General features: G+C 45.4%; 22 protein-coding genes. All 22 read left to right on the top strand.

Annotated elements, in window-relative coordinates; genetic code table 11:
• Positions 1-990, top strand: a complete 990-nt coding sequence (floA, locus tag MHH56_RS20235; RefSeq protein ID WP_339203447.1) for a flotillin-like protein FloA — start codon at positions 1-3, stop codon at positions 988-990.
• 70 nt (positions 991-1,060) lie between these two features.
• Complete coding sequence (locus tag MHH56_RS20230) at positions 1,061-1,555, top strand: hypothetical protein (RefSeq protein ID WP_339203445.1); 495 nt, start codon at positions 1,061-1,063, stop codon at positions 1,553-1,555.
• A 149-nt stretch (positions 1,556-1,704) separates the two neighbouring features.
• Positions 1,705-1,983, top strand: coding sequence for a sporulation protein YqfC (gene yqfC / locus MHH56_RS20225; RefSeq protein ID WP_076266890.1), 279 nt, complete (start codon positions 1,705-1,707; stop codon positions 1,981-1,983).
• Positions 1,984-2,037: 54 nt separating this feature from the next.
• Positions 2,038-3,231, top strand: coding sequence for a sporulation protein YqfD (gene yqfD / locus MHH56_RS20220; protein WP_083681718.1), 1,194 nt, complete (start codon positions 2,038-2,040; stop codon positions 3,229-3,231).
• A 6-nt stretch (positions 3,232-3,237) separates the two neighbouring features.
• Positions 3,238-4,209, top strand: a complete 972-nt coding sequence (locus MHH56_RS20215) for a PhoH family protein (protein ID WP_054026960.1) — start codon at positions 3,238-3,240, stop codon at positions 4,207-4,209.
• A gap of 17 nt (positions 4,210-4,226) precedes the next feature.
• A complete protein-coding gene (locus tag MHH56_RS20210; RefSeq protein WP_339203443.1) occupies positions 4,227-6,473 on the top strand; it encodes an HDIG domain-containing metalloprotein in 2,247 nt (748 codons plus the stop codon).
• Positions 6,470-6,967: an rRNA maturation RNase YbeY gene (gene ybeY, locus MHH56_RS20205; RefSeq protein ID WP_339203441.1), complete on the top strand. Its 498-nt coding sequence runs from the start codon at positions 6,470-6,472 to the stop codon at positions 6,965-6,967. The genes MHH56_RS20210 and ybeY overlap by 4 nt, the downstream gene beginning before the upstream one ends.
• A complete protein-coding gene (locus tag MHH56_RS20200) occupies positions 6,967-7,329 on the top strand; it encodes a diacylglycerol kinase family protein (protein ID WP_076266894.1) in 363 nt (120 codons plus the stop codon). Before ybeY ends, MHH56_RS20200 begins: the two co-directional genes overlap by 1 nt.
• A 24-nt stretch (positions 7,330-7,353) precedes the next feature.
• The gene (gene cdd, locus MHH56_RS20195) at positions 7,354-7,791 is read left to right on the top strand and encodes a cytidine deaminase (protein WP_339203439.1); all 438 of its coding nucleotides are present in this window, start codon (positions 7,354-7,356) and stop codon (positions 7,789-7,791) included.
• A gap of 8 nt (positions 7,792-7,799) precedes the next feature.
• Complete coding sequence (gene era, locus MHH56_RS20190; protein WP_054024225.1) at positions 7,800-8,723, top strand: GTPase Era; 924 nt, start codon at positions 7,800-7,802, stop codon at positions 8,721-8,723.
• Between the two features lie 100 nt (positions 8,724-8,823).
• Positions 8,824-8,985, top strand: coding sequence for a YqzL family protein (locus tag MHH56_RS20185; RefSeq protein WP_076266896.1), 162 nt, complete (start codon positions 8,824-8,826; stop codon positions 8,983-8,985).
• A gap of 127 nt (positions 8,986-9,112) precedes the next feature.
• Positions 9,113-9,856, top strand: a complete 744-nt coding sequence (gene recO / locus MHH56_RS20180; protein ID WP_076266897.1) for a DNA repair protein RecO — start codon at positions 9,113-9,115, stop codon at positions 9,854-9,856.
• Positions 9,857-10,009: 153 nt separating this feature from the next.
• Complete coding sequence (locus MHH56_RS20175; protein WP_339203435.1) at positions 10,010-11,551, top strand: MDR family MFS transporter; 1,542 nt, start codon at positions 10,010-10,012, stop codon at positions 11,549-11,551.
• Positions 11,552-11,910: 359 nt separating this feature from the next.
• The gene (gene glyQ / locus MHH56_RS20170) at positions 11,911-12,798 is read left to right on the top strand and encodes a glycine--tRNA ligase subunit alpha (protein ID WP_076266899.1); all 888 of its coding nucleotides are present in this window, start codon (positions 11,911-11,913) and stop codon (positions 12,796-12,798) included.
• The gene (gene glyS / locus MHH56_RS20165; protein WP_339203434.1) at positions 12,791-14,872 is read left to right on the top strand and encodes a glycine--tRNA ligase subunit beta; all 2,082 of its coding nucleotides are present in this window, start codon (positions 12,791-12,793) and stop codon (positions 14,870-14,872) included. Before glyQ ends, glyS begins: the two co-directional genes overlap by 8 nt.
• 27 nt (positions 14,873-14,899) lie before the next feature.
• Positions 14,900-15,715 (top strand): pyruvate, water dikinase regulatory protein, encoded by an 816-nt coding sequence (locus tag MHH56_RS20160; RefSeq protein ID WP_076266901.1) that lies wholly within the window; start codon positions 14,900-14,902, stop codon positions 15,713-15,715.
• A gap of 101 nt (positions 15,716-15,816) precedes the next feature.
• Positions 15,817-16,266 carry a YaiI/YqxD family protein gene (locus MHH56_RS20155; RefSeq protein WP_339209682.1) on the top strand — a complete coding sequence of 150 codons (450 nt, stop codon included), beginning with the start codon at positions 15,817-15,819 and terminating at the stop codon, positions 16,264-16,266.
• Positions 16,267-16,307: 41 nt separating this feature from the next.
• Positions 16,308-18,161, top strand: a complete 1,854-nt coding sequence (gene dnaG, locus MHH56_RS20150) for a DNA primase (protein ID WP_076266903.1) — start codon at positions 16,308-16,310, stop codon at positions 18,159-18,161.
• 18 nt (positions 18,162-18,179) lie between these two features.
• Entirely contained in the window at positions 18,180-19,310 is a 1,131-nt protein-coding gene (rpoD, locus tag MHH56_RS20145; protein ID WP_053376806.1) for an RNA polymerase sigma factor RpoD, read from the top strand.
• A 126-nt stretch (positions 19,311-19,436) separates the two neighbouring features.
• Positions 19,437-20,273, top strand: coding sequence for a hypothetical protein (locus MHH56_RS20140; protein WP_339203430.1), 837 nt, complete (start codon positions 19,437-19,439; stop codon positions 20,271-20,273).
• On the top strand, positions 20,273-21,046 hold the full coding sequence (locus MHH56_RS20135; RefSeq protein ID WP_339203428.1) for a class I SAM-dependent methyltransferase: 774 nt from the start codon (positions 20,273-20,275) through the stop codon (positions 21,044-21,046). Before MHH56_RS20140 ends, MHH56_RS20135 begins: the two co-directional genes overlap by 1 nt.
• Positions 21,022-22,143, top strand: coding sequence for a Nif3-like dinuclear metal center hexameric protein (locus MHH56_RS20130; protein WP_339203426.1), 1,122 nt, complete (start codon positions 21,022-21,024; stop codon positions 22,141-22,143). Before MHH56_RS20135 ends, MHH56_RS20130 begins: the two co-directional genes overlap by 25 nt.
• The last annotated feature ends 49 nt before the right edge of the window (positions 22,144-22,192 follow it).

Genomic DNA, 22,192 nt, shown 5'->3' with positions numbered 1-22,192 from the left:
ATGGATCCTATCGTATCTTTTTTAATTTTGGCTGTCGTTGTTATTATTGTACTGTCCGTATTCTTAAGCTTTTTCCCGATTATGCTGTGGGTATCTGCATTAGCATCGGGCGTTAGAGTTGGAATTATTACGCTCGTTGCCATGCGTCTTCGCCGCGTCGTACCAAGCAGAATCGTCAACCCGTTAATTAAGGCAACAAAAGCAGGGCTGGGACTTAACATAAACCAGCTTGAGAGTCACTTCTTGGCAGGCGGTAACGTCGATCGGGTTGTCAATGCGTTGATTGCAGCGCAACGTGCGAACATTCCACTTATATTCGAACGTGCGGCGGCTATCGATTTGGCTGGTCGTGATGTATTGCAAGCCGTACAAATGAGCGTTAATCCGCGCGTCATTGAAACACCAATCGTAGCTGCGGTTGCGAAGGATGGTATTGAAGTGAAAGTAAAAGCTCGTGTTACGGTTCGTGCCAACATTGAACGCCTAGTCGGTGGTGCGGGTGAAGAAACTATCATTGCTCGTGTTGGTGAAGGGATTGTAACGACTGTAGGTTCTGCTGGCTCACATAAAGACGTTTTGGAAAATCCGGACATGATCTCTCGCACTGTGCTTGGCAAAGGGCTTGACGCAGGTACAGCGTTTGAAATATTGTCGATCGATATCGCGGACGTTGATGTAGGCAAAAACATTGGTGCACATCTTCAAACGGAACAAGCGGAAGCGGACAAAAAAATCGCTCAAGCAAAAGCCGAGGAGCGCCGTGCGATGGCCGTTGCTCACGAACAGGAAATGAAAGCAAAAGTCGTTGAGATGGAAGCGCGCGTAGTAGAGTCGGAATCACAAGTTCCACTTGCCATGGCTGAAGCGCTTAGAAACGGGAAAATTGGCGTTATGGACTATATGAACTTGAAAAACATCGAAGCGGATACCCATATGCGCAGCTCTATCGGCAAGCAGGACAGTTCTACAGACATTAAAGACGGCCGATAAAGTCGATGGCCCAGTTATTTGGTTGGATCAAGTTGGATCAACGTAACTGAGCCTTGGAGGTGAAGGCAAGTTGAAGATTATAGAATTTCTGATGAATAACATATTTATCGTAGTCGTTATATTGGGTGCGCTGGCTTCGGTATTCGGCAAATCCGGCGCGAAGAAGAAGCCTGGTCAAATGCCTGACTTTGGCGGCGGAGGGCTGCCGCGTTCATTGTTCCCGCAGTCCGGAGAACAGGAGCGAGAGGTAGAGCGCCCGCAACCGCAACCGCCGCAGGCAGCTGGAGGAACGGTTTATCGCTCTGTAACTGACGTTGAGCGTTCTTCTGATATGAATTCGACACGTTCTAGCAGAGAGAGCTCAGAAGCGCCGCAAACAGCTTCTCTGCAGCGTGCGCTTCAAAGAGCAGCAGCTAACAAAGAAACAGCACAGGCTGCAGCACAGCGCAATTATGGAAGCCAGGGCATCAATGCAGCATCCATTCGATCCGATGACTTGCGGAAAGCAGTTATTTGGGCCGAAGTATTGGGACCGCCGCGCTCGAAAAAACCTTTTCGAAAATAAATTTAAACCGCCTAAGCGCTGCGCTTAGGCGGTTTTTTTATTTTGGAGCCATAATTATCGAGCGGTTCGCATATTTTGGTACAGTACATGAAAATCGCCATTCCTTTGCTTTACTTTTAGCAAACCTTGAAGGAGGCAAAGAATCGTACATGCGCCACATAAAAAAGAGATTTCGCAAAATGACAGCAGAGCTGCTTGATATGCCGCATGATGTCGTATTTGATTTGCCGCGATTAACAATGATTGGAGACTGCCAATTATATATCGAGAACCATCGTGGTGTTGTTCATTTCTCTAGTGAGCGATTGAGACTCGCGCTAAGCAAAGGCCAGTTGGAGGTTACGGGAAGCTCTCTAGTTATCCGCACCATTTGGACAGAAGAAGTGTTTATTGAGGGACAAATTACGAATATTCAATTGATTCCATGAAATAGATAAGGCGATTTTATATATTAATAGCTGAGGTAATGGAGGGGAATGGACGTGAGCGGACAAGGTGCAAATTGGTTAAAGGGTATGGTCACCATTCATATTCGGGGGGGACAACCTGAGCAGCTCGTCAACCGAGCCTTGGCTGGCGGCTTGCAGCTGTCTTCCATCAGATGGACAAGCAGCGGCTTGCTTGAATGTGAGCTGTCAATCAGTGATTTTTTTGGCCTTCGTCCGTATTTAAAAGAGACAGGCTGTCGTGTTCATGTTACGAAGCGCAAAGGATTGCCTTTTCTGCTTGTCAAAGCAGAGCGCAGAAAGCTGTTTGCGGCTGGCATCGTGTTGTTTTTTGCGATTATCTTTATGCTCTCCTCGCTCGTATGGAGCATCGAAGTGCAAGGCAATGTCAAGCTGACGGAGGATCAAATAAGGGCTGCTGCCAAAGAGGAAGGCTTATATCCTATGCAGTGGTCTTTCCGTTTAACCGATGCTGATGTGCTGTCCAAGCAGCTTGTTCGCAAGCTTCCAGGCTCAACCTGGGTTGGTGTGGAGAAAAAGGGGACAAAGGTTATTATTCAAGTGGTTGAATCAACGATACCGGATAAGGCTTCCTTGAATACACCTCGACATTTGGTCGCATCTGATGATGCTGTAGTTACCGAAATTATAGCGGAGGCGGGACGGCCCGTCGTTCGAAAAAATACGAAGGTGAAAAAAGACCAAATTTTGATCTCGGGAACGATTGGGGGAGAAATGAATTCGCGCACTGTCGTTGCCAAGGGCAATGTTCGTGGGCTTGTTTGGTACGAATTTGAAATTTCTTCACCGCTTGTTCAACAGGTTAAGGTGTATACTGGAGATAAAGAGACGAAATGGTTTGCAGTCATCGGCTCGAGAGCGCTTCAGCTTAGCGGGTACGGTGATTCTGCTTTCGGAAAATCCGAATCGATTAAGCATGAGGAGAAGGTTTCCTGGCGCAATTGGTCTCTTCCAATTGGTAGAATGAAGGAGACCATAATGGAAACCCGTATGGAAGACCGCACGCTTACCGAAGAAGAAGCGAAGAACGTCGGCATTCTGCAGGCTAAAGCCAAATTGCTGCTTAAAACAGGCAGCGATGCAGTCATCCGCGATGAAATTGTTTTGCATGAAAAGGCGGACAATGGTAAAGTTTATATGAAAGTTCTTTTTGAAGTCGAGCAATCTATCGTTAAGGAAATGCCACTAGTCCATATGCAGGGAGAATGAGGATTGTTGCAAATTGAAACGAAAGTAGTAAAGATACCGCTCGGCAACGCAGCGGAAGGACTTGGAGTATTCGGACCACAGGATAATTTTTTACGTCTCATTCAAGCGCAAGTAGAGTCTTCGATTACATCGCGTGAAGCGGAAATTGTCATATCAGGTCCTGTAGAAGAGGTTGATTCGTTAGAACAACTATACAATGTGCTCTTACAGCTCGTTCGCGGGGGCTATAAGCCATCAGAGCGTGATGTTGCATATGCACTTGAGCTCGCCAGATCGATGCAGGCAGAAGAGCTGTTGGACTTGTTTAAGAAAGAAATTACAACTACCTTCCGTGGTAAGCCGATTCGGGTAAAGACGATCGGTCAACGCCATTATGTGAAGACGATCCGCAAGAAGGATATCGTGTTTGGAATAGGTCCAGCCGGAACAGGTAAGACATATTTGGCCGTTGTGCTCGCTGTCGCTGCTTTGAAGGAAGGCTCGGTAAAAAGAATTGTTCTTACGAGACCTGCCGTAGAAGCGGGAGAAAATCTCGGCTTTTTGCCAGGCGATTTGCAGGAGAAGGTCGATCCTTATCTTCGTCCTTTGTATGATGCACTGCATGATGTGCTTGGACCTGATCAGACGGTCAAAGCGCTTGAGCGCGGTATGATTGAAATTGCCCCGCTTGCTTATATGCGCGGCAGAACGCTTGACGATGCGTTTATTATTTTGGATGAAGCACAAAATACGACGCCTGAGCAAATGAAAATGTTTCTAACAAGACTAGGATTTAGTTCTAAAATGGTTATAACGGGAGACGTTACGCAAATCGATTTGCCGCGGGGCAAAAACTCCGGCTTAATTGAAGCTCAGCGGATTCTGAGAGACATAGAGGAAATTGGCATCATCCTTTTCTCAGAGCAGGACGTCGTTCGTCATTCGCTCGTTCAAAAGATTATTGTTGCCTACAACTGGGATGCTGAAAACAAAGCCTAGAAAGGGATGTCTGCTGCATGAACCAAAACCAGACCGGAAAACAAGGGAACTTGCGGCCGTCCAAAACGGCGGGTTGGAAGCAGAGTGCAGCCGTTCGCTGGGTGCTGATGTTGATGTTTGTGCTGCTATTCTATTTCAGCTTAGCTCCGCATCTCGTTCCTGAAACCTATGATATTCAGGAGGGCGCTGTAAGCGAGAAGGATATCAAAGCGCCCTTCCAAATTAAAGACGAGAAGGCGACTAGACAAGCGGAAGAGGATGCAGCCGAGAAAGTCGATGTCATCTATTCGATAGTACCGCTACGCAACGAGGTGCTAGTTGACCAAATCTTTGTTCGAATAGAGCAGCTGAATCAGGACGACCAAGTAACCTTGCAAAATAAGATTGATATTTATCGCAATGAAATCCCAGGCCGTTATTCGGAGTATATTGATACCTTTGTTAAGCTGAATAAGGGCCGTGGAACGTATAACAACACGCTGCTTGAGGAAATGGCGCTTATTGCGAAGGAGCAGCAATACACCATTCCGGAAGAAACCTTTTACAAGATGCCCAATCTAACAGCAGAAACGCTAACCGAGATGCGCGATGTAGCTCGGGATATTGTGCGTAAACTGACAGTAGAACAGCTTCGTGATGCGGAAACCGCTCGAACACAGGTTGCGGAACTTGTTAATGCAAGCTCGCTATCCAGCCGGACAAGCAGAGAAATTGTGCAAGAGCTTGCGAGATTCGCCATCATGCCAAACAAGTTTCTGGATAAGGAAGCGACGGACGAGGCTAAAGTGCAGGCTAAGCAAAACACGCCGCCTGTCGTAATTAAAGAAGGTGAGCTGATCGTGAAGCGCGGTCAGACAATTACGCCTGAATTGTACAAGCTGCTCGTTGATTCTTCCCTGCTGCAGGATCGTAAGACTTATTGGCCGCAGTTCGGATTGCTAATCATGTCTGTGATGTTTATCGTCGTCATTTACGCGTATTTGCATCAGTCTGGAAGTATTAATGGGATTAAGCCCAAATATAACAACTCTTCTCTTTTGATGTTGTGGCTCATCTTTCTGATCAATATTATTACGATGGAGATTACTTCGTTGACGCAGACGGATGCTGCCCCTTATGCGGGTTATTTGGCTCCTGCTGCTCTCGGGACGATGCTGATTACATTGCTGTTAGATATGCATCTAGCCATGATCAGCTCCATAATATTTGCAATAATGGGCAGTATTATATTGAACACGAGCCAGCATCAAATTTTTGATTTCCAATACGGCTTTGTCATTATTGTCGTTTCGTTTGCTGCTATCTTCTCGATTCATAGAGCGAGTCAGCGATCAACAATATTGAAGGCCGGAATAATGGTGAGCTTATTCGGCTCCTTGTCTGTTTTATCCATTTTACTGCTGTCTGAACAGCTGGAACGGGCTCATTTCATCTATTCTGTTGCTTTTGCGTTTGCTAGCGGTTTGATTACTGCGGTGCTCGTCATTGGACTGATGCCGTTCTTTGAAGTTACATTCGGAATTTTATCTGCGCTTAAGCTTGTAGAGCTTTCGAATCCCAATCACCCGCTGCTTCGCAAGCTGTTGACTGAAACGCCGGGAACCTATCACCATAGCGTAATGGTGGGCAATTTGTCAGAAGCGGCAGCAGAAGCAATTGGGGCAGACGGCTTATTATGTAGGGTTGGCTCGTTTTACCACGATATTGGAAAGACGAAGCGGCCGAATTATTTTATCGAAAACCAATCCAATATTGAAAATCCGCATGATACGATTGATCCTAAGTTAAGCAAATCAATCATTGTTGCTCATGCGAGAGACGGCGTCGATATGCTTAAAGGGCATAATATCCCTAAGCCGATTCGCGATATTGCAGAGCAGCACCATGGAACAACATCGCTGAAATTCTTTTATTACAAAGCGATAAAACAAGCGGAAGAACAAGGTGTCGAACCTGCGTTTACGGAAGATGATTTTAGGTATCCTGGTCCGAAGGCACAGTCAAAGGAAGCGGCTGTTGTTGGCATTGCTGATTGCGTGGAAGCAGCGGTTCGCAGCCTTCGCAACCCGACAGTAGAGCAGGTAGAAGCAATGATTAACAAAATTATTAAAAGCAGGCTGGATGACAATCAATACAATGAATGTGATTTAACGTTGAAGGAGCTGGACAAAATTGCGCATTCACTTAAGGAAAGCGTAATTGGCATCTTCCATTCACGTATTGAATATCCGGATGATGTGAAAACAAAGGAGCGTTTGTCATGAGCTTGCAACTCGGTTGGAGCAATGAGCAGGAAAAGCTGGAAATACCCGAGGATTGGATTACAAAAATAGAGCAATTGCTGCAATTGGCTGGTGAAGCGGAAGGCATTTCCGATGGTGAGGTGTCTTTAACATTCACAAACGATGAGGAAATTCATCAGCTGAATCGTGAATATCGCGGAATTGATCGTCCAACTGATGTATTGTCATTCGCTATGCAAGAAGATGGCGTGGATGAGCTTGATATTATTTTTGAAGTGGACAGCGAGGATGAGAAGGACCCGATATCAGGCATGCTTGGCGATATTATAATAAGCGTGGATACGGCTCTTGCTCAAAGCGAGGAGTACGGTCATTCCTTGGAACGCGAAATCGGCTTTTTGTTTGTACATGGTTTTTTGCATTTGATCGGTTACGACCATCAGGATGATGAAACCGAAGCCGAAATGACCGCTAAGCAAGAAGCGATTTTGCAGCAGGCTGGCTTAACTCGTTAATGCGAAAAGTTATATCTAGTTTCGCAGTTGCAATATCCGGCATAGGTTTTGCTCTTCGGACTCAAAGTCATATGCGGTTTCACGCAATTGCCGCCGCAGTGGTGTGCTGTTTAGGATTTATGCTATCACTTAAGCCGCTTGAATGGGCGATTATTTTAATGGCGATCGCCCTCGTGATAAGTGCTGAAATGATAAATACGGCAATTGAACAGGCGGTTGATCTAGCAAGCCCCAATATTCATCCAGTAGCTAAAGCTGCTAAGGATGTTGCTGCTGGGGCGGTGTTAGTTGCTGCTGCAATTTCTGCAATTATAGGGCTGCTCATACTTGGGCCGCCCTTATGGCATTTAATAATGGATTAAAAAACGGGGAATGGCGGGATATTTATGTTGGTTTTTGAAGGATTGTCGGAGTCTTATACTTCGCTAATGAATGCGGCTAAGGAAGCGATGTCAAGAGCATACGTTCCTTATTCAAATTTCCAAGTTGGAGCAGCACTGCTTGACGATGAGGGCCAAGTCCATTATGGTTGCAACATAGAGAACGCAGCTTACAGTCCAACAAACTGTGCGGAGCGTACCGCATTATATCGCGCAGTAGCGGATGGAAAGCGACCAGGACAATTCCAAGCAATAGCTGTTATTGGCGATACGGATTCTCCAATCGCGCCATGCGGCGTTTGCCGCCAAGTTCTAGTTGAGCTATGTCCGCCAGAAATGCCTGTCATTATGGGGAATTTAAAAGGTCAATGGACGATCTCAACCGTTTCAGGCATATTGCCGGGTGCCTTCACGCCGGCTTCATTAGATAATAGGGAGCGTTAAACAAGAATATGAATCAAAAAACATCAAATGAACGCAGCAACAAAAAATTTCGGTCCGGTTTCGTAGCTATAATCGGCAGGCCAAATGTTGGTAAATCAACGCTGATGAACCATCTTATCGGTCAAAAAATTGCGATTATGTCAGATAAGCCGCAAACGACACGGAATAAAATTCATGGTGTTTATACGACAAATGACACACAAATCGTGTTTCTTGATACACCTGGTATTCATAAACCACAATCCAAGCTTGGGAATTATATGATGCAAACCGCGGAAAGCGCACTTCGTGAAGTGGAAGCAGCGCTCTTTCTAATCGATGCGTCAGAGGGACTTGGCGGCGGTGACCGTTTTATTATTGAACAGCTGAAAAAAGTGAAAACACCTGTTTTCCTAGTAATGAACAAAATCGATAAAGTAGAGCCTGAACAGCTTCTGCCGATGATTACCCAATATAATGCATTGCATGAATTTGCGGAAATTATCCCAATTTCAGCGCTTAAGGGCAATAATGTGGAAACCTTGCTTGAACAGCTGACTCGTTATTTGCCAGAAGGACCACAGTATTATCCAGCTGATCAAATTACTGATCACCCTGAGCAATTTGTTTGTTCGGAGCTTATTCGCGAGAAAATATTGCATATGACGCGTGAAGAGATTCCGCATTCAATCGCAGTGACCATTGAGGATATGCGCGTAAAGGAAAATGGAGTCGTCTATATCGGCGCTGTTATTTTTGTAGAGCGTGATTCTCAGAAGGGGATCATCATTGGCAAAAAAGGCGATCTGCTGAAGGAAGTTGGCAAACAAGCGCGAAAAGATATCGAAGCGCTCCTTGGCTCACGCATCTTTCTTGAGCTTTGGGTAAAAGTGAAGAAGGATTGGCGCAATCAGGAGCGTGTGCTGAAGGATCTTGGTTACCGGAACGAATAAGCATAATTGACGTATTTTGTTAAGGATAGACATGAACAGTTTATCGCATCCTATTAACGTCTGAAGCAGCATTTCAGGGGACGGAAAGGGATGAATACGTATGCGGAATTTTTCGTGGAAGTATTTTACGTTGACCGGGGATGTCGAGTCTTTCATGTTATACAAGGAAATACACCAATACGGAGCAGAAGGCAGCTCCGATGCGTTAGTAGGAAATCAGGATGAGCTTGCCGAGCTGGACCTCGAGGACACATCTGTCTAACGTATCAATGGCATTATTTGAATCGGTTGATCAAGTATAGAGCTTTTGTGTTTTTAACAGCTAAACGTATGTTTGCCGCCATGGGACGGTAAACATACGTTTCTGCTTTCAGGGGAGAGTTTGCATTATGTTGTATCGTGTCGAGGGAATTGTGCTGCGAAGCATGGATTACGGGGAAGGCAATAAAATTGTTACACTGCTGACGAAGACAAATGGAAAAGCGGGTGTACTTATACGCGGAGCGAAAAAGGTGAAAAGCAAACATTCTTCGCTCGCGCAGCCGTTTACATATGGAGAGTTTGTTTATTTCCGAAGCAGCGGGCTTGGCACGCTTAATCATGGTGAGATTATTGAATCTCACCATGTTTTGCGTGAGAAGCTTGATTTGGCTGCTTATTCCTCTTACGTAGCAGAATTGACGGATCGTTCAATACAGGACGACGAGGCAACGGGCTTTCATTTTGAACAGCTAAAAGCATGTCTTTCAGCACTTCAAGAAGGCAAAGACCCTCAAATTGTTTCTCATCTTTATGAAATGCGCATTTTGGACTTGTCTGGTTATGCTCCTGCACTTGATGAATGTGTAAGCTGCGGAAACGTTGTAGGCCCTTTTAAACTTTCTCCCTATGCGGGTGGAATATTATGCTCACGATGTACTGGCAAAGATCCTCATGCGGTTTCGCTAGGGGAGGGCGCTTATAAGCTGCTTCGTTTGTTCCGCAGGATGGATATGAGAAGACTTGGTTCTATTCAAGTGAAGCCTGAAACAAAAGCAGAGCTTAAAATTGCTATGCGTAAGCTGTTAGATACTCATTTAGGAATGCAGTTGAAGTCGCGTAATTTTCTTGATCAGCTCGATAAATTGATGTAAAGAAATTCATTTCTTGAAATGGGTGCTTTTGGTTTGTTATCGGTCTCAAGACGGAGGGGAGGCTCATTCCTCTGCATGATTTCATCATCTAAGAAATTGATTTATGATAGATGAGGTTGTTTGAGATTCATAGTAATTGGAGGGGTTGACCTGATGTCTACAGGACAAAATAGACTGGGCTTTGTCGTGGCCGGACTTTTGCTTGGCATACTGGTCGCATCAATCGATAATACGATTGTATCGACCGCAATGGCAACGATTGTATCCGATCTTGGCGGCTTGGACAAATATGTGTGGGTTACATCTGCATATTTGGTAACAGAGATGGCAGGCATGCCGATTTTCGGGAAATTGTCTGACATGTATGGGAGAAAACGTTTTTTCGTTTTAGGTATTTCTTTATTTCTAATCGGCTCTGTTCTTTGCGGAACGGCTGAATCGATTACGCAGCTGACCATTTACCGTGCTATTCAAGGTATTGGCGGCGGTGCGATGATGCCAATTGCCTTTGCAATCGTATTTGACATTTTTCCAGCAGAGAAACGCGGTAAAATGGGTGGATTGTTCGGTGCTGTATTTGGTACCTCAAGCTTGTTTGGACCGCTTGCAGGCGCATACTTAACGGAATATATCAATTGGCGCTGGATCTTTTACATCAATGTACCCATTGGTCTTGTAGCACTTGCTTTTATCGTTATTTATTACAAAGAGTCACTATCTCATTCCAAGCAAAAGATCGACTGGTGGGGAGCAACGACACTTGTGGGCTCTATCGTCTGTCTCATGTTTGCACTCGAGCTCGGTGGAACTGAGTTTGCTTGGGATTCAACGCAAATTATTGGTTTATTTGCTGGCTTTGCGGTTTTACTCGGCATATTTCTTTTCGTGGAAACCAAGGCAGCAGAACCAATCATTTCGTTTAATATGTTCAAACAAAGACTGTTTGCAGCAAGTACGGGAGCAGGCTTATTTTACGGAGCGGCGTTTATTACAGCAGCTTTATACATCCCGATGTTTGTCCAAGGCGTATTCGGCGGAACAGCGGTTAGTGCAGGTTTAACTTTACTGCCTATGACCTTGGGATCAGTTATTGCGGCGCAGCTCGGTGGTTTATTAGTCAACAAAATGTCCTATCGCAGCGTCATGATGATCTCAGCTGTTATATTTATTATAGGTATTTTCTTGCTATCCACCATTACGCCGGAAACAACAAGGTTTATGTTGTCCGTGTATATGTTCTTAACTGGATTTGGTATCGGCTTCTCATTCTCTGTGCTTGGAATGTCCTCCATTCATGGATTCGATATGCGGCAAAGAGGAAGCGCCACATCTACGATGTCCTTCATTCGTTCATTAGGCATGACAGTAGGGATTACGGTATTCGGCATTATTCAGCGCAACCACTTTACAAAGGGTATGACTGATGCTTTTGCAGGTGGAGAAGGAGCGGCTCCGATGACGGAAAATGCACGTGAGCTGTTATCACCGGAGAAGCGTGCGGAAATACCGGCTCCTGTCATGGAGAAGATTGTTGCCGCTTTGTCAGATTCAGTATCAACCACGTTCGTTTGGTCTATTGTGCCCGCAGGATTAGCATTAGTTTGTGTTTTGATGATGGGGAATACGGGTATGAAAGATATTATCGGCAAACGTGAGGGAAAAACGGCTAATACAGATGAGATTCGTGCACATTAGCGGCTTTATTATGATACCTAGGAACTATGTTTGACAATTGGCATAAAGAAGCATAAAATAATGCAATATGAATATTGGGCAGTGATGGAGAAAGTAATCGTTTTAAGCCGACTTGGTTAGCGAGCTGGGGAAAGTGAAAGCCCAGACGGTCAAAACGATGAAAAGGCACTCCGGAGTCGTATACAAGCAAAGAGGGTTTGCTCTTAAGGAGCTGACCAAGTAGGGTGGAACCGCGGGATAACAACTCTCGTCCCTACGTCTGGGAGCAGGCGTAGAGACGGGAGTTTTTTTGCGTATAAACGCCTTTGCCTGCTTCGCTTTTACGGACACAAAACAGAGGAAGAAGGAGAGGGTCAGTTATGAATTTTCAAAAAATGATTTTGACTTTGCAGCAGTTCTGGGCTGAACAAAATTGTATTCTCGTACAGCCTTATGACGTTGAGAAGGGTGCAGGAACGATGAACCCTATGACGTTTCTACGCTCGATTGGTCCTGAGCCTTGGAATGTTGCTTATGTGGAACCATCAAGACGTCCAGCGGACGGTCGATACGGTGAGAACCCAAACCGTTTATACCAGCATCATCAATTCCAAGTTATTTTGAAGCCATCGCCTGACAATATTCAGGAGCTTTATTTGGAAAGCTTGAAGCAGCTAGGCATTGATGCACTTGAGCATGATATCCGTTTCGTTGAGGATAACTGGGAATCGCCAACTCTTGGCGCTTGGGGTTTAGGCTGGGAAGTATGGCTGGACGGCATGGAAATTACGCAATTCACCTATTTCCAACAGGTTGGCGGCATTGATGCTAATCCTGTCGCTGTTGAGATCACATATGGTATGGAGCGTTTGGCTTCTTATATTCAACAAAAAGAGAATGTTTTTGATTTGGAATGGGTTGAAGGAGTAACATACGGTGACGTCTTCAAACAACCAGAGTATGAGCATTCCAAATATACATTCGAGACATCGGATACAGCAATGCTGTTCTCTTTATTTAACATGTATGAGCAGGAAGCTCAAAAAACGATGGAGCATCATCTTGTGTTTCCAGCGTACGATTACGTATTAAAATGCTCGCACACCTTTAACCTGCTCGATGCGCGCGGCGCAATCAGCGTAACGGAAAGAACGGGCTATATTACACGGGTAAGAAATTTAGCGCGTGCTTGCGCATCGACATACTACGAGGAAAGAGAACGTCTTGGATTCCCTTTGCTGAAGAAAGGAGTGGAGCAGCATGACTAGAGATTTGTTGCTTGAAATCGGACTTGAGGAAGTACCTGCTCGTTTCGTGCGCGGTGCGATGAACCAGCTAAAGGATAAAATGGTGAAGTGGCTTTCGGACTCAAGAATTGAACACGGCGCTGTAAATGTGTATGCTACACCACGCCGAATTGCTGTTCTAATCAACGACGTAGCTGAGAAGCAAACGGATATGAATGAAGAAGCTAAAGGCCCTTCTCGTAAAATTGCTCAAGACGACCAAGGCAATTGGAGCAAAGCTGCTCTTGGATTTGCTAGAAGCCAAGGTGTTGAGCCTGAACAGTTGTATTTCCAAGAACTAGCTGGCGTTGAATATGTTTATGCTACCAAAAGCAGCATCGGTACAGACACAGCAGCGGTACTGCCAGATGGCTTGCTCAGCTTAATTACTTCGATGTCTTTCCCGAAAAACATGCGTTGGGGCAATCATGAGCTAAAGTTTGTTAGACCGATCCGCTGGTTGGTTGCACTATTTGGTCAAGATGTGATTCCTTTTGAAATTACAGGGGTACAAACTGGCAATACAACACGCGGACATCGTTTCCTTGGCAATGATGCTACTGTACAAGAACCTGCTCAATACGCTCAGCGCCTGCGCGAGCAGCATGTTCTTGCTGATGTTAGCGAACGTGAAGAGCTGATTGTAGCTCAGATCGATCGTCTAGCCAAAGAAAAAGGCTGGGAGATTGCAATCAAGGAAGATTTGCTTGAAGAGGTTGTTTTTTTAGTTGAATATCCAAACGTATTGTTTGGCGGCTTCGACCCAGCATTTCTACACATTCCGCAGGAAGTGCTTATTACATCGATGCGTGAGCATCAACGGTATTTCCCGGTATTCAACAGCGAAGGTGAGCTTCTTCCGTTTTTCGTTACGGTTCGCAACGGCGATCTTAAGTCGATCGAGCTAGTATCGAAAGGTAACGAGAAAGTACTGCGCGCAAGGCTTTCGGATGCCAAATTCTTTTATGAAGAAGATCATAAGCTGACGATAGAACATGCTCTATCGAAGCTTGAGAACATCGTATATCACGAAGAACTGGGCTCAGTAGCTGACAAAGTAAGACGCATTCGTGCAACAGCTGATCTTCTGAGCAAGCATTTGCTGATCGATGAGCAAACGTCCAGCGACATTAGCCGCTCCGCTGATATTTGCAAATTCGATCTCGTATCCCAAATGGTTTATGAATTTCCTGAACTGCAAGGCATTATGGGGGAAGATTATGCTCTTAAAGCAGGAGAGCGAGCTTCAGTGGCGAAAGCCATTAATGAACATTATCAGCCGCGTTTTGCCGGAGATCTAGCTCCATCTGAATTAACAGGAGCAATCGTAAGCTTAGCGGACAAAATCGATACAATCGTTGGTTGTTTCTCGATCGGCATCATTCCGACAGGCTCGCAAGATCCTTATGCCCTTCGCAGGCAAGCAGCAGGTATCGTTCAAATTATTTTGGCACACGGCTTGAAGCTGGAGCTAAATGATTTGTATGATGCTGCGCTATCTGTACATGAGAACCGCGGCCTTAAACGCGGCGCTGCTGAAATCCGCAAAGATCTTTCTGATTTCTTTGCGCTTCGCGTTAAGAACGTATTGTCCGAGCAAGGCGTTCGTTATGATGTTGTAGACGCCGTTATGGCTTCTGGTTTTGCAGATCTTAAATCGACCATCGAGCGTGCGAGCGTCGTTCAAGCGCTTGCTGCAAGCAGCGATCGTACTGAATTTAAGCTAACTGTCGAGCAGTTTAACCGTGTCAGCAATTTGGGTTCCAAAGCTGCTGATGCAGCGGTTGATCCAGCTTTGTTCGCAGAACTGGTGGAAACAGAGCTGTATCAAACATGGCTAGCGCAGCGTCCAACGTTTAAACAAGCGCTTGATGAGGGAGATATTTCAAGAGCGGTACAATCTTTATCATCGTTGAAGCCGTTTATTCATAACTATTTTGAGAATGTTATGGTCATGGCACCTGATGAGGCTGTTCGTGCGAATCGATTGTCAACGCTTGCTGGTATCGCAGAAGATATTGCGATTATCGCAGATTTCTCGAAGCTCGTTTGGTAATTGAGTCCGTAAGGAGGATGATAGATCATGTCTCGTTCTAATCCCGAAGTAATCGTATATGTCGTCTCCGATGCAGCTGGTGATACAGGGGAGCTTGTTGTACGCGCAGCAATCGCGCAATTTCATCCACTTCATACCGATATCCGCAGAGCCCCTTTTGTAACGGAAGAGGCAGGCTTGCTGCGAATTATTGAGCAGGCGCAGCAAGTTGATGCAATTGTGATCTATACACTCGTTATTCCGCATCTTCGCGATAGCATGAAAAAGTTTGCAGAGGCATACAGCGTTACCGCGATCGATCTTTTGGGATCTTTTATCGAGACGCTGGAGAAGCGGACTGGGCGGAAATCACGTCAAGAGCCTGGTCTTAATCATGTGCTTGATGCCAATTATTTCAAAAAGGTAGATGCTGTAGAATTTGCAGTAAAATATGATGATGCGAGAGATACATCCGGCGTACTAAAAGCAGATATTGTACTCGTTGGCGTATCACGAACGTCAAAAACGCCTTTATCGATGTACCTCGCGCATCAGAAGTTCAAAGTTGCTAATGTGCCGCTAGTCCCAGAGCTAAAGCCGCCAGACGAATTGTTTAAGCTGCCAAAACGCAAAATAATCGGGCTTACAATAGGTGTTCCATACTTAAATACGATACGGAAAGAACGCCTTAAAGCACTTGGCTTACCGAATAATGCATCTTATGCGACTCCTGATCGTATTGAAAAGGAACTGCTTTATGCCGATACTATTATGAAGCAGCTAGGCTGCGTTGTGATTGACGTATCACATCGAGCCGTTGAAGAGACAGCAAGTTTGATTATGGAATATGTACGTTTGCCATAATGTCAAGCGGAAGGATTTTTTAGAGTTATGCCGTATATAATAGTATAGGAAAAGAATTTGAAACCGAGCGGTGATTTTCTATTCGTCAACAAAAACCTACCATTGTGGTCGATGCGGATGCATGTCCGGTTAAAACGGAAATAGGTGAAACGGCAAGACTCTTTTCTGTAGCAGTACTAATGGTTGCTTCTCACGACCATCGGCTGGAGCCTCAGCCTGGAGTAGATATTGTACAGGTGGACCGAAGCAATCAATCTGTCGATCTATACATTGTGAACCATATTGTGCGTGGAGATATTGTCGTTACACAAGATTTTGGACTGGCATGCATAGCAATCGGCAAAGGCGCTGTCGTATTGTCTCCTCGTGGAGAACAATATACCGATGAGAACATTGATTATTTGATGGAACGTAGACACGAACTTGCGAAACGTCGCCGTACCGGAGGCAAAACAAGAGGGCCAAAAGCGATGAACAACGACGATCGTGCACGGTTTCAACAAAAGTTGACAAAAGTTTTACGAAATGAGCAGGAGAACCATGACGTATAGCGAATATTATTTACGTGTTACTAGGATGAAGGTGATGAACGATGACATACGGTAATAAAATACCGGAAGAGGTCATTGATGCGGTTCGCAAGCATTATGACATCGTAGAGACGGTCGGGAAATATGTTCATCTCACGAAGCACGGCAAATATATGAAGGGGTTATGTCCGTTCCATTCGGAGAAGACTCCCTCATTTACAGTGACGCCGGAGCTCCAAATTTACCATTGCTACGGCTGCGGTAAGGGCGGCAACGTTATTCGTTTTTTTGAGGAAATGGAAGGTTATTCGTTTCCTGAAGCTGTTCGAGTGCTGGCGATGGATGCGGGAATGCCTGTAACCTGGGCATCACCAGATGGAGTGAAATCCACGCCGCATGATGCAGACCGAGCCAAGATCATTGAGGCGCATGAGCTGACAATTAAGTTATATCATCATGTGCTGAATAACACGAAGCAAGGACAAGCGGCAAAGCAATATTTGCGGGATCGCGGACTTAGTGATAAGCTGATTGATCATTTTATGATTGGTTACGCTCCTGAGGAATGGGACTTGCTGGCCCGGTTTTTAACGAATCGTGGGTTTGATCTTGCATTGATGGAAAAAGGCGGATTGCTTTCGGCTAAATCTGACGGGAGTGGATATGTGGATCGGTTTCGAAATCGCATTATGTTTCCGATATGGGATCGAGACGGCAAAGCTACCGCGTTTGCGGGTCGCATTATAGGCGAAGGACAGCCGAAATACTTGAATACCTCGGAAACGATGCTGTTTACGAAAAGCAGAACACTTTACAATCTGCACTATGCGCGGCCATCTATTCGAAAGAGTAAGCAAGTTGTATTGTTTGAAGGTTACATGGACGTCATTAAATCATGGAGCGCTGGCGTAAAAAATGGAATTGCCACGATGGGAACGGCTTTGACCGAAGAACATTGCGCTATTCTAAAACGACAAGCCGAAGAAGTCATTGTATGTTATGACGGTGATGATGCAGGACAAGCAGCAGCATTCAAATCAATTCCGATGCTTGAAAGCGCAGGCCTCAAAGTATCGGTGGCGATGCTTCCGAAAGGAAAGGATCCCGATGATTATATAAGCGAATATGGTCCGGAGTATTTCTTGCGAGAGATAATGGACCAGCCGGTATCGGTGACAAAATTTAAGCTTATATATTCAAGGAAAAACCATATACTGCTAAAAGAAGAAGGTAGAAAGAACTATCTGCTTGAAGCGGTACAAATTGTTGCAGAGCTTGATTCTTCAACAGAACGCGAGGTCTACCTGAAGGAAATTTCACGAGAGTTCGAAATCTCACTGGATGCTTTGAAACAGGACTGTCATCAAATTAGACAGGAGCTGCAAAAAAAGAAACCGCAAGGGGATAATAACGACAATTCGTGGAATAATGGTAGGAATGAAAAGCCCCGAAAGTCTGGACCACCTACTCTTATGCCTGCTTTCACACATGCAGAACGAAGGTTGCTGCACGTTATGATGCGGGATCGAGAGGTAGCGCAATCGGTTCATGAACGACTCGGCGATGCGTTTAATGTAGAGGATCACGCAGCTCTTGCTGCTTATTTATACGCTTATTTTGCTCAAGGCTATGATCCGGATGTAAGCCGCTTTATTGCAACGCTGCATGATGACCGATTAGAACGTACAGCTGCATCGATTTTGATGATGGACGGTGACTTTCCGTTCGATGATACAATGATGGACGCATATATCCAGGACATTATTAAAGTACCGCAGTATCGTGATATTGAACGCAAGAAAGAAGAAATGGTGCGTGCTGAGCGTACCGGAGATTTTTTGGCAGCAGCACAAATAGCAAGTGAGATTATAACCCTAGAGAGACAGCTCAAAGGACGACAGGAAGATCGTTTCTAGGGGGGAGGGAGTCGGAATATGGCGAATGATCAACATACTGAACTAGATACCGAACAAAAACTGGATCATGTGAAGGATCAATTGATTGAGCAAGGCAAAAAGAGGTCATCTTTGACGTATAAAGAAATTATGGATAAGTTGGCTCCGTTCGATCAAGACCCTGAACAAATTGATGAATTTTTCGAACAGCTCGATGATTTTGGGATTGAGGTACTGAACGAAAATGACGAAGAAAATCCACTCGCTGCCCAAGGGGAAGAACAAGAGCGCGAACAGGACGACTTTAACTTTGATGATGATCTAGCTTTGCCGCCGGGTATAAAAATTAATGACCCGGTACGTATGTATTTAAAAGAAATCGGTCGGGTTCCACTTCTTTCTGCAGATGATGAGGTTGAACTTGCACAACGTATCGAGAATGGTGACGAGGAAGCAAAACGTAGACTTGCGGAAGCGAACCTGCGGCTTGTTGTCAGTATTGCGAAACGTTATGTAGGTAGAGGCATGTTGTTCCTTGATTTGATTCAAGAGGGCAATATGGGACTTATTAAAGCAGTTGAGAAGTTTGACCATCAGAAGGGCTTCAAATTCAGTACGTATGCAACATGGTGGATTCGTCAAGCGATTACTCGCGCCATTGCTGACCAAGCACGAACAATTCGTATCCCGGTTCATATGGTGGAAACGATTAACAAGCTAATTAGAGTATCACGTCAATTGCTCCAAGAACTTGGACGCGAACCGACACCGGAGGAAATTGCTGCGGAGATGGAGCTAAGCACCGAGAAGGTACGCGAGATTATGAAGATCGCACAAGAACCGGTATCGCTTGAAACTCCAATCGGGGAAGAAGATGATTCTCACCTAGGTGATTTCATTGAAGACCAAGAAGCGCTTGCTCCAGCAGATGCTGCTGCGTATGAGCTGCTTAAAGAGCAACTGGAAGACGTGCTCGATACATTGACTGAAAGAGAAGAAAATGTACTTCGTCTTCGCTTCGGTCTTGATGATGGACGCACGAGAACGCTTGAGGAAGTTGGCAAAGTATTTGGTGTTACGCGTGAGCGTATTCGTCAAATTGAAGCCAAAGCACTTCGCAAACTGCGTCATCCAAGCCGCAGCAAACGTTTGAAAGATTTCCTCGAATAAAAAAACTTGATGTTTAGTATATTGACCTTTCTGCTCGTGCAGCGAGGTCTTTTTTCTAAAATGCCAACCTCATACATACGGACTTGTGCAGGCAAGACAAGTCGACCGAAAGGATAGCGAGATTTTATGAATCAGGATCGTCGGCAAATTATCGTGAAAGAAATTGATCATTGGCGCCGAAGCAAGCTGCTGCCAGATCAATATTGTGACTTTCTGCTGAATTTGTATGCTGATCAAGATACGATCCAAACAACTAAAGAACAGCATCATACAGTTGGAAAAGCAATCGCCGCAGTACAACGAGCAACAGGTATGCAATGGCTACTTACATTTGGAACTTTTACCTTAATTTCCTTTGTTGTGCTTTATTTTAACGAATTTCATCCGTTATTGCAAATGGCTGTTGTGGTCGGCGCGGTGGCTGTTTTTTTACTTACGGGACAGCGACTTCGCAGCCGCAACGAGTCGGCTGGATTGGCAATAACAAGTACGGGAATGCTCCTCCTTCTAGGCGGGGGATTGTATATGTTGAATCTGCATGCTTTTGATCATTGGGGCTGGAAAACAGGCTTGTTGGCCTTTTGTTCGATCTTTTGGGTTGTTTACGGAATAAAGGCTCGCATTCCTGCCCTTCATTTAAGTGGCTGGTTGGCGGCTATACTTGTTTATGCGTGGCTGCTGTCACAATTTATGCTGGATTCGAAATGGTATGAGGTGCAGCTATACTGGCTGCCTATCGCTTGTTTATTTGGTTGGAGCAGTTGGTTTGTACATCGCTGGTCGAAGCCGGTATCTGCTGTTTTGTTTGCAACCTGCGCGCTCGTGTGGTTTATGCCTGAGCTATACTCGGTCATGTTCGTAAATGATGCGATTTTGTTGCAGCTGCAGCTCATTGTCAAAATAGCGATAGGCGGCATAATATTATTTTCAATGCGAAAACAATGGATGGTGTGGGTTGTATAATGTTAAAACTATCAAGGCGTCTGCAGAAGATTGCAGATTACGTAACCGCGGGCTCGCGTGTAGCTGATATAGGCTCGGATCATGCGATGCTCCCCGTATATTTGCTGCAAATCGATAAGTGCCCTTCAGCGATCGCAGGAGAGCTGAACCTCGGTCCCTATGAGGCAGCGAAGAAGCAAGGTGCTGCTGCTGGAATGACTGCTCGTTTGACAGTCCGGCAAGGCGATGGCCTGAACGTGCTTCAGCCTGGTGAGGCTGACACGGTCACAATCGCCGGTATGGGCGGCAGCCTTATGAGCGATATATTGGAGGCAGGTCATGCGGCGGGCAAGCTAGAAGGGGTTGTAGAGCTTGTGCTGCAGCCTAATGTAGGTGAAGAAGTCGTACGCGAATGGCTATTGAAGCATAATTGGTATTTGGCTGCAGAAAGCATTCTCGAAGAAGACGGAAAAATTTATGAAGTGATGCACGCCATACGTGTATCGGATGCTAAAGCGCGCAATAGCGAGCTTTATGATGGCAGCTTCTTGAAGGTTAAGCTTGCGGCTGACAAGCTATTTGGTGTTTTGAAGCAAATGGGTCCGTATTTGCTCCGTGAGCCGCAACCTGTATTGCTTAAAAAATGGCGTCATGAGCTGAATAAGCTTGAGCGTATTTGTGATCAGCTGGGTGGATCAGATCTTGCTGAATCAGCGAGTAAACGCGAGCAGTTTCAGGCGGAGATGAACGTGATTGAGGAGGTTTTACAATGCTTGCCAATGGACAAACCGTGATCCAGTTAATGGAGCAGCTTGCGCCTAAGCATTATGCGGTTGAAAATGACAAAATCGGCTTGCAGCTTGGCACATTAAATAAACCGATTAAGAAGATCCTCGTTGCATTGGATGTGACGGATGCTGTTGTTGATGAAGCGATCGAGCAAGGTGCTGAGCTTATTATCGCTCATCATGCGATCATATATCGGCCGCTTGCCAAGCTGGATACATCAACTGCGGCAGGGCGCCTATACGAGAAGCTTATCAAAAACGACATTGCCGTATATATTTCACATACCAATCTTGATGTGGCAGATGGCGGAATAAATGATTGGCTCGCTGATTTAATCGGTATCGTGCCGGATAACCGTCAGTGTTTGGAGGAAGTGCATACGGATAAGCTGTACAAGCTTGTTGTATTTGTACCAGAGAGCCATCACGAGCAAGTACTTGAGGCTATGTGGCGGGCAGGGGCAGGTAAAATTGGCAGCTACAGCAACTGCAGCTTCAATATAAAGGGGACAGGAACATTTATTCCCGGACCAGGAACGAACCCATTCATTGGCGAGGAAGGAAAGCTGGAGCGTGCTGATGAGATTCGGATTGAAACGATCGTGCCTCACAGTGTCCACCGCAAAACGGTCCAAGCTATGCTTAAAGCACATCCGTATGAAGAGGTTGCTTATGATTTATATTCAGTCGATTTAAAGGGCAGATCGTTTGGACTGGGCAGAGTCGGCAAGCTAACCGAGCCGAAGACACTGAGTGAGCTTGCAGAACAAGCGAAGCAATTATTTGATGTTCCAGCGGTGAGAGTCGTAGGAGCACTCGACCGAGTCATTCGCAAAGCCGCTGTACTCGGAGGTGCGGGTGGCAAGTATGTACGCCATGCTGTATTTTCCGGCGCTGATGTGCTTGTCACTGGAGATATTGATTATCACACCGCACATGATGCGCTGGCTGCAGGAATGACGATCATCGACCCTGGTCATAACATTGAAAAAGTGATGAAGCAGAAGGTTGCAAATTGGTTGAATGAACAGCTTGTGAGCAGTAAATATGAAACGACAGCGGTTGCTTCTTCCTTGAACACAGAACCGTTTACTTTTATATAGTTAAATTATTGTTAGATTGGAATGGCATTGAGGGTTGAGCTTTTGTGAA

The sequence above is a fragment of the Paenibacillus sp. FSL K6-3182 genome (assembly GCF_037976325.1).
In the GTDB taxonomy this organism is placed as follows: Bacteria; Bacillota; Bacilli; order Paenibacillales; family Paenibacillaceae; genus Pristimantibacillus.
Note: the sequence above shows the minus strand (reverse complement) of the source record. Positions and strands in the feature narration are given on the sequence as shown.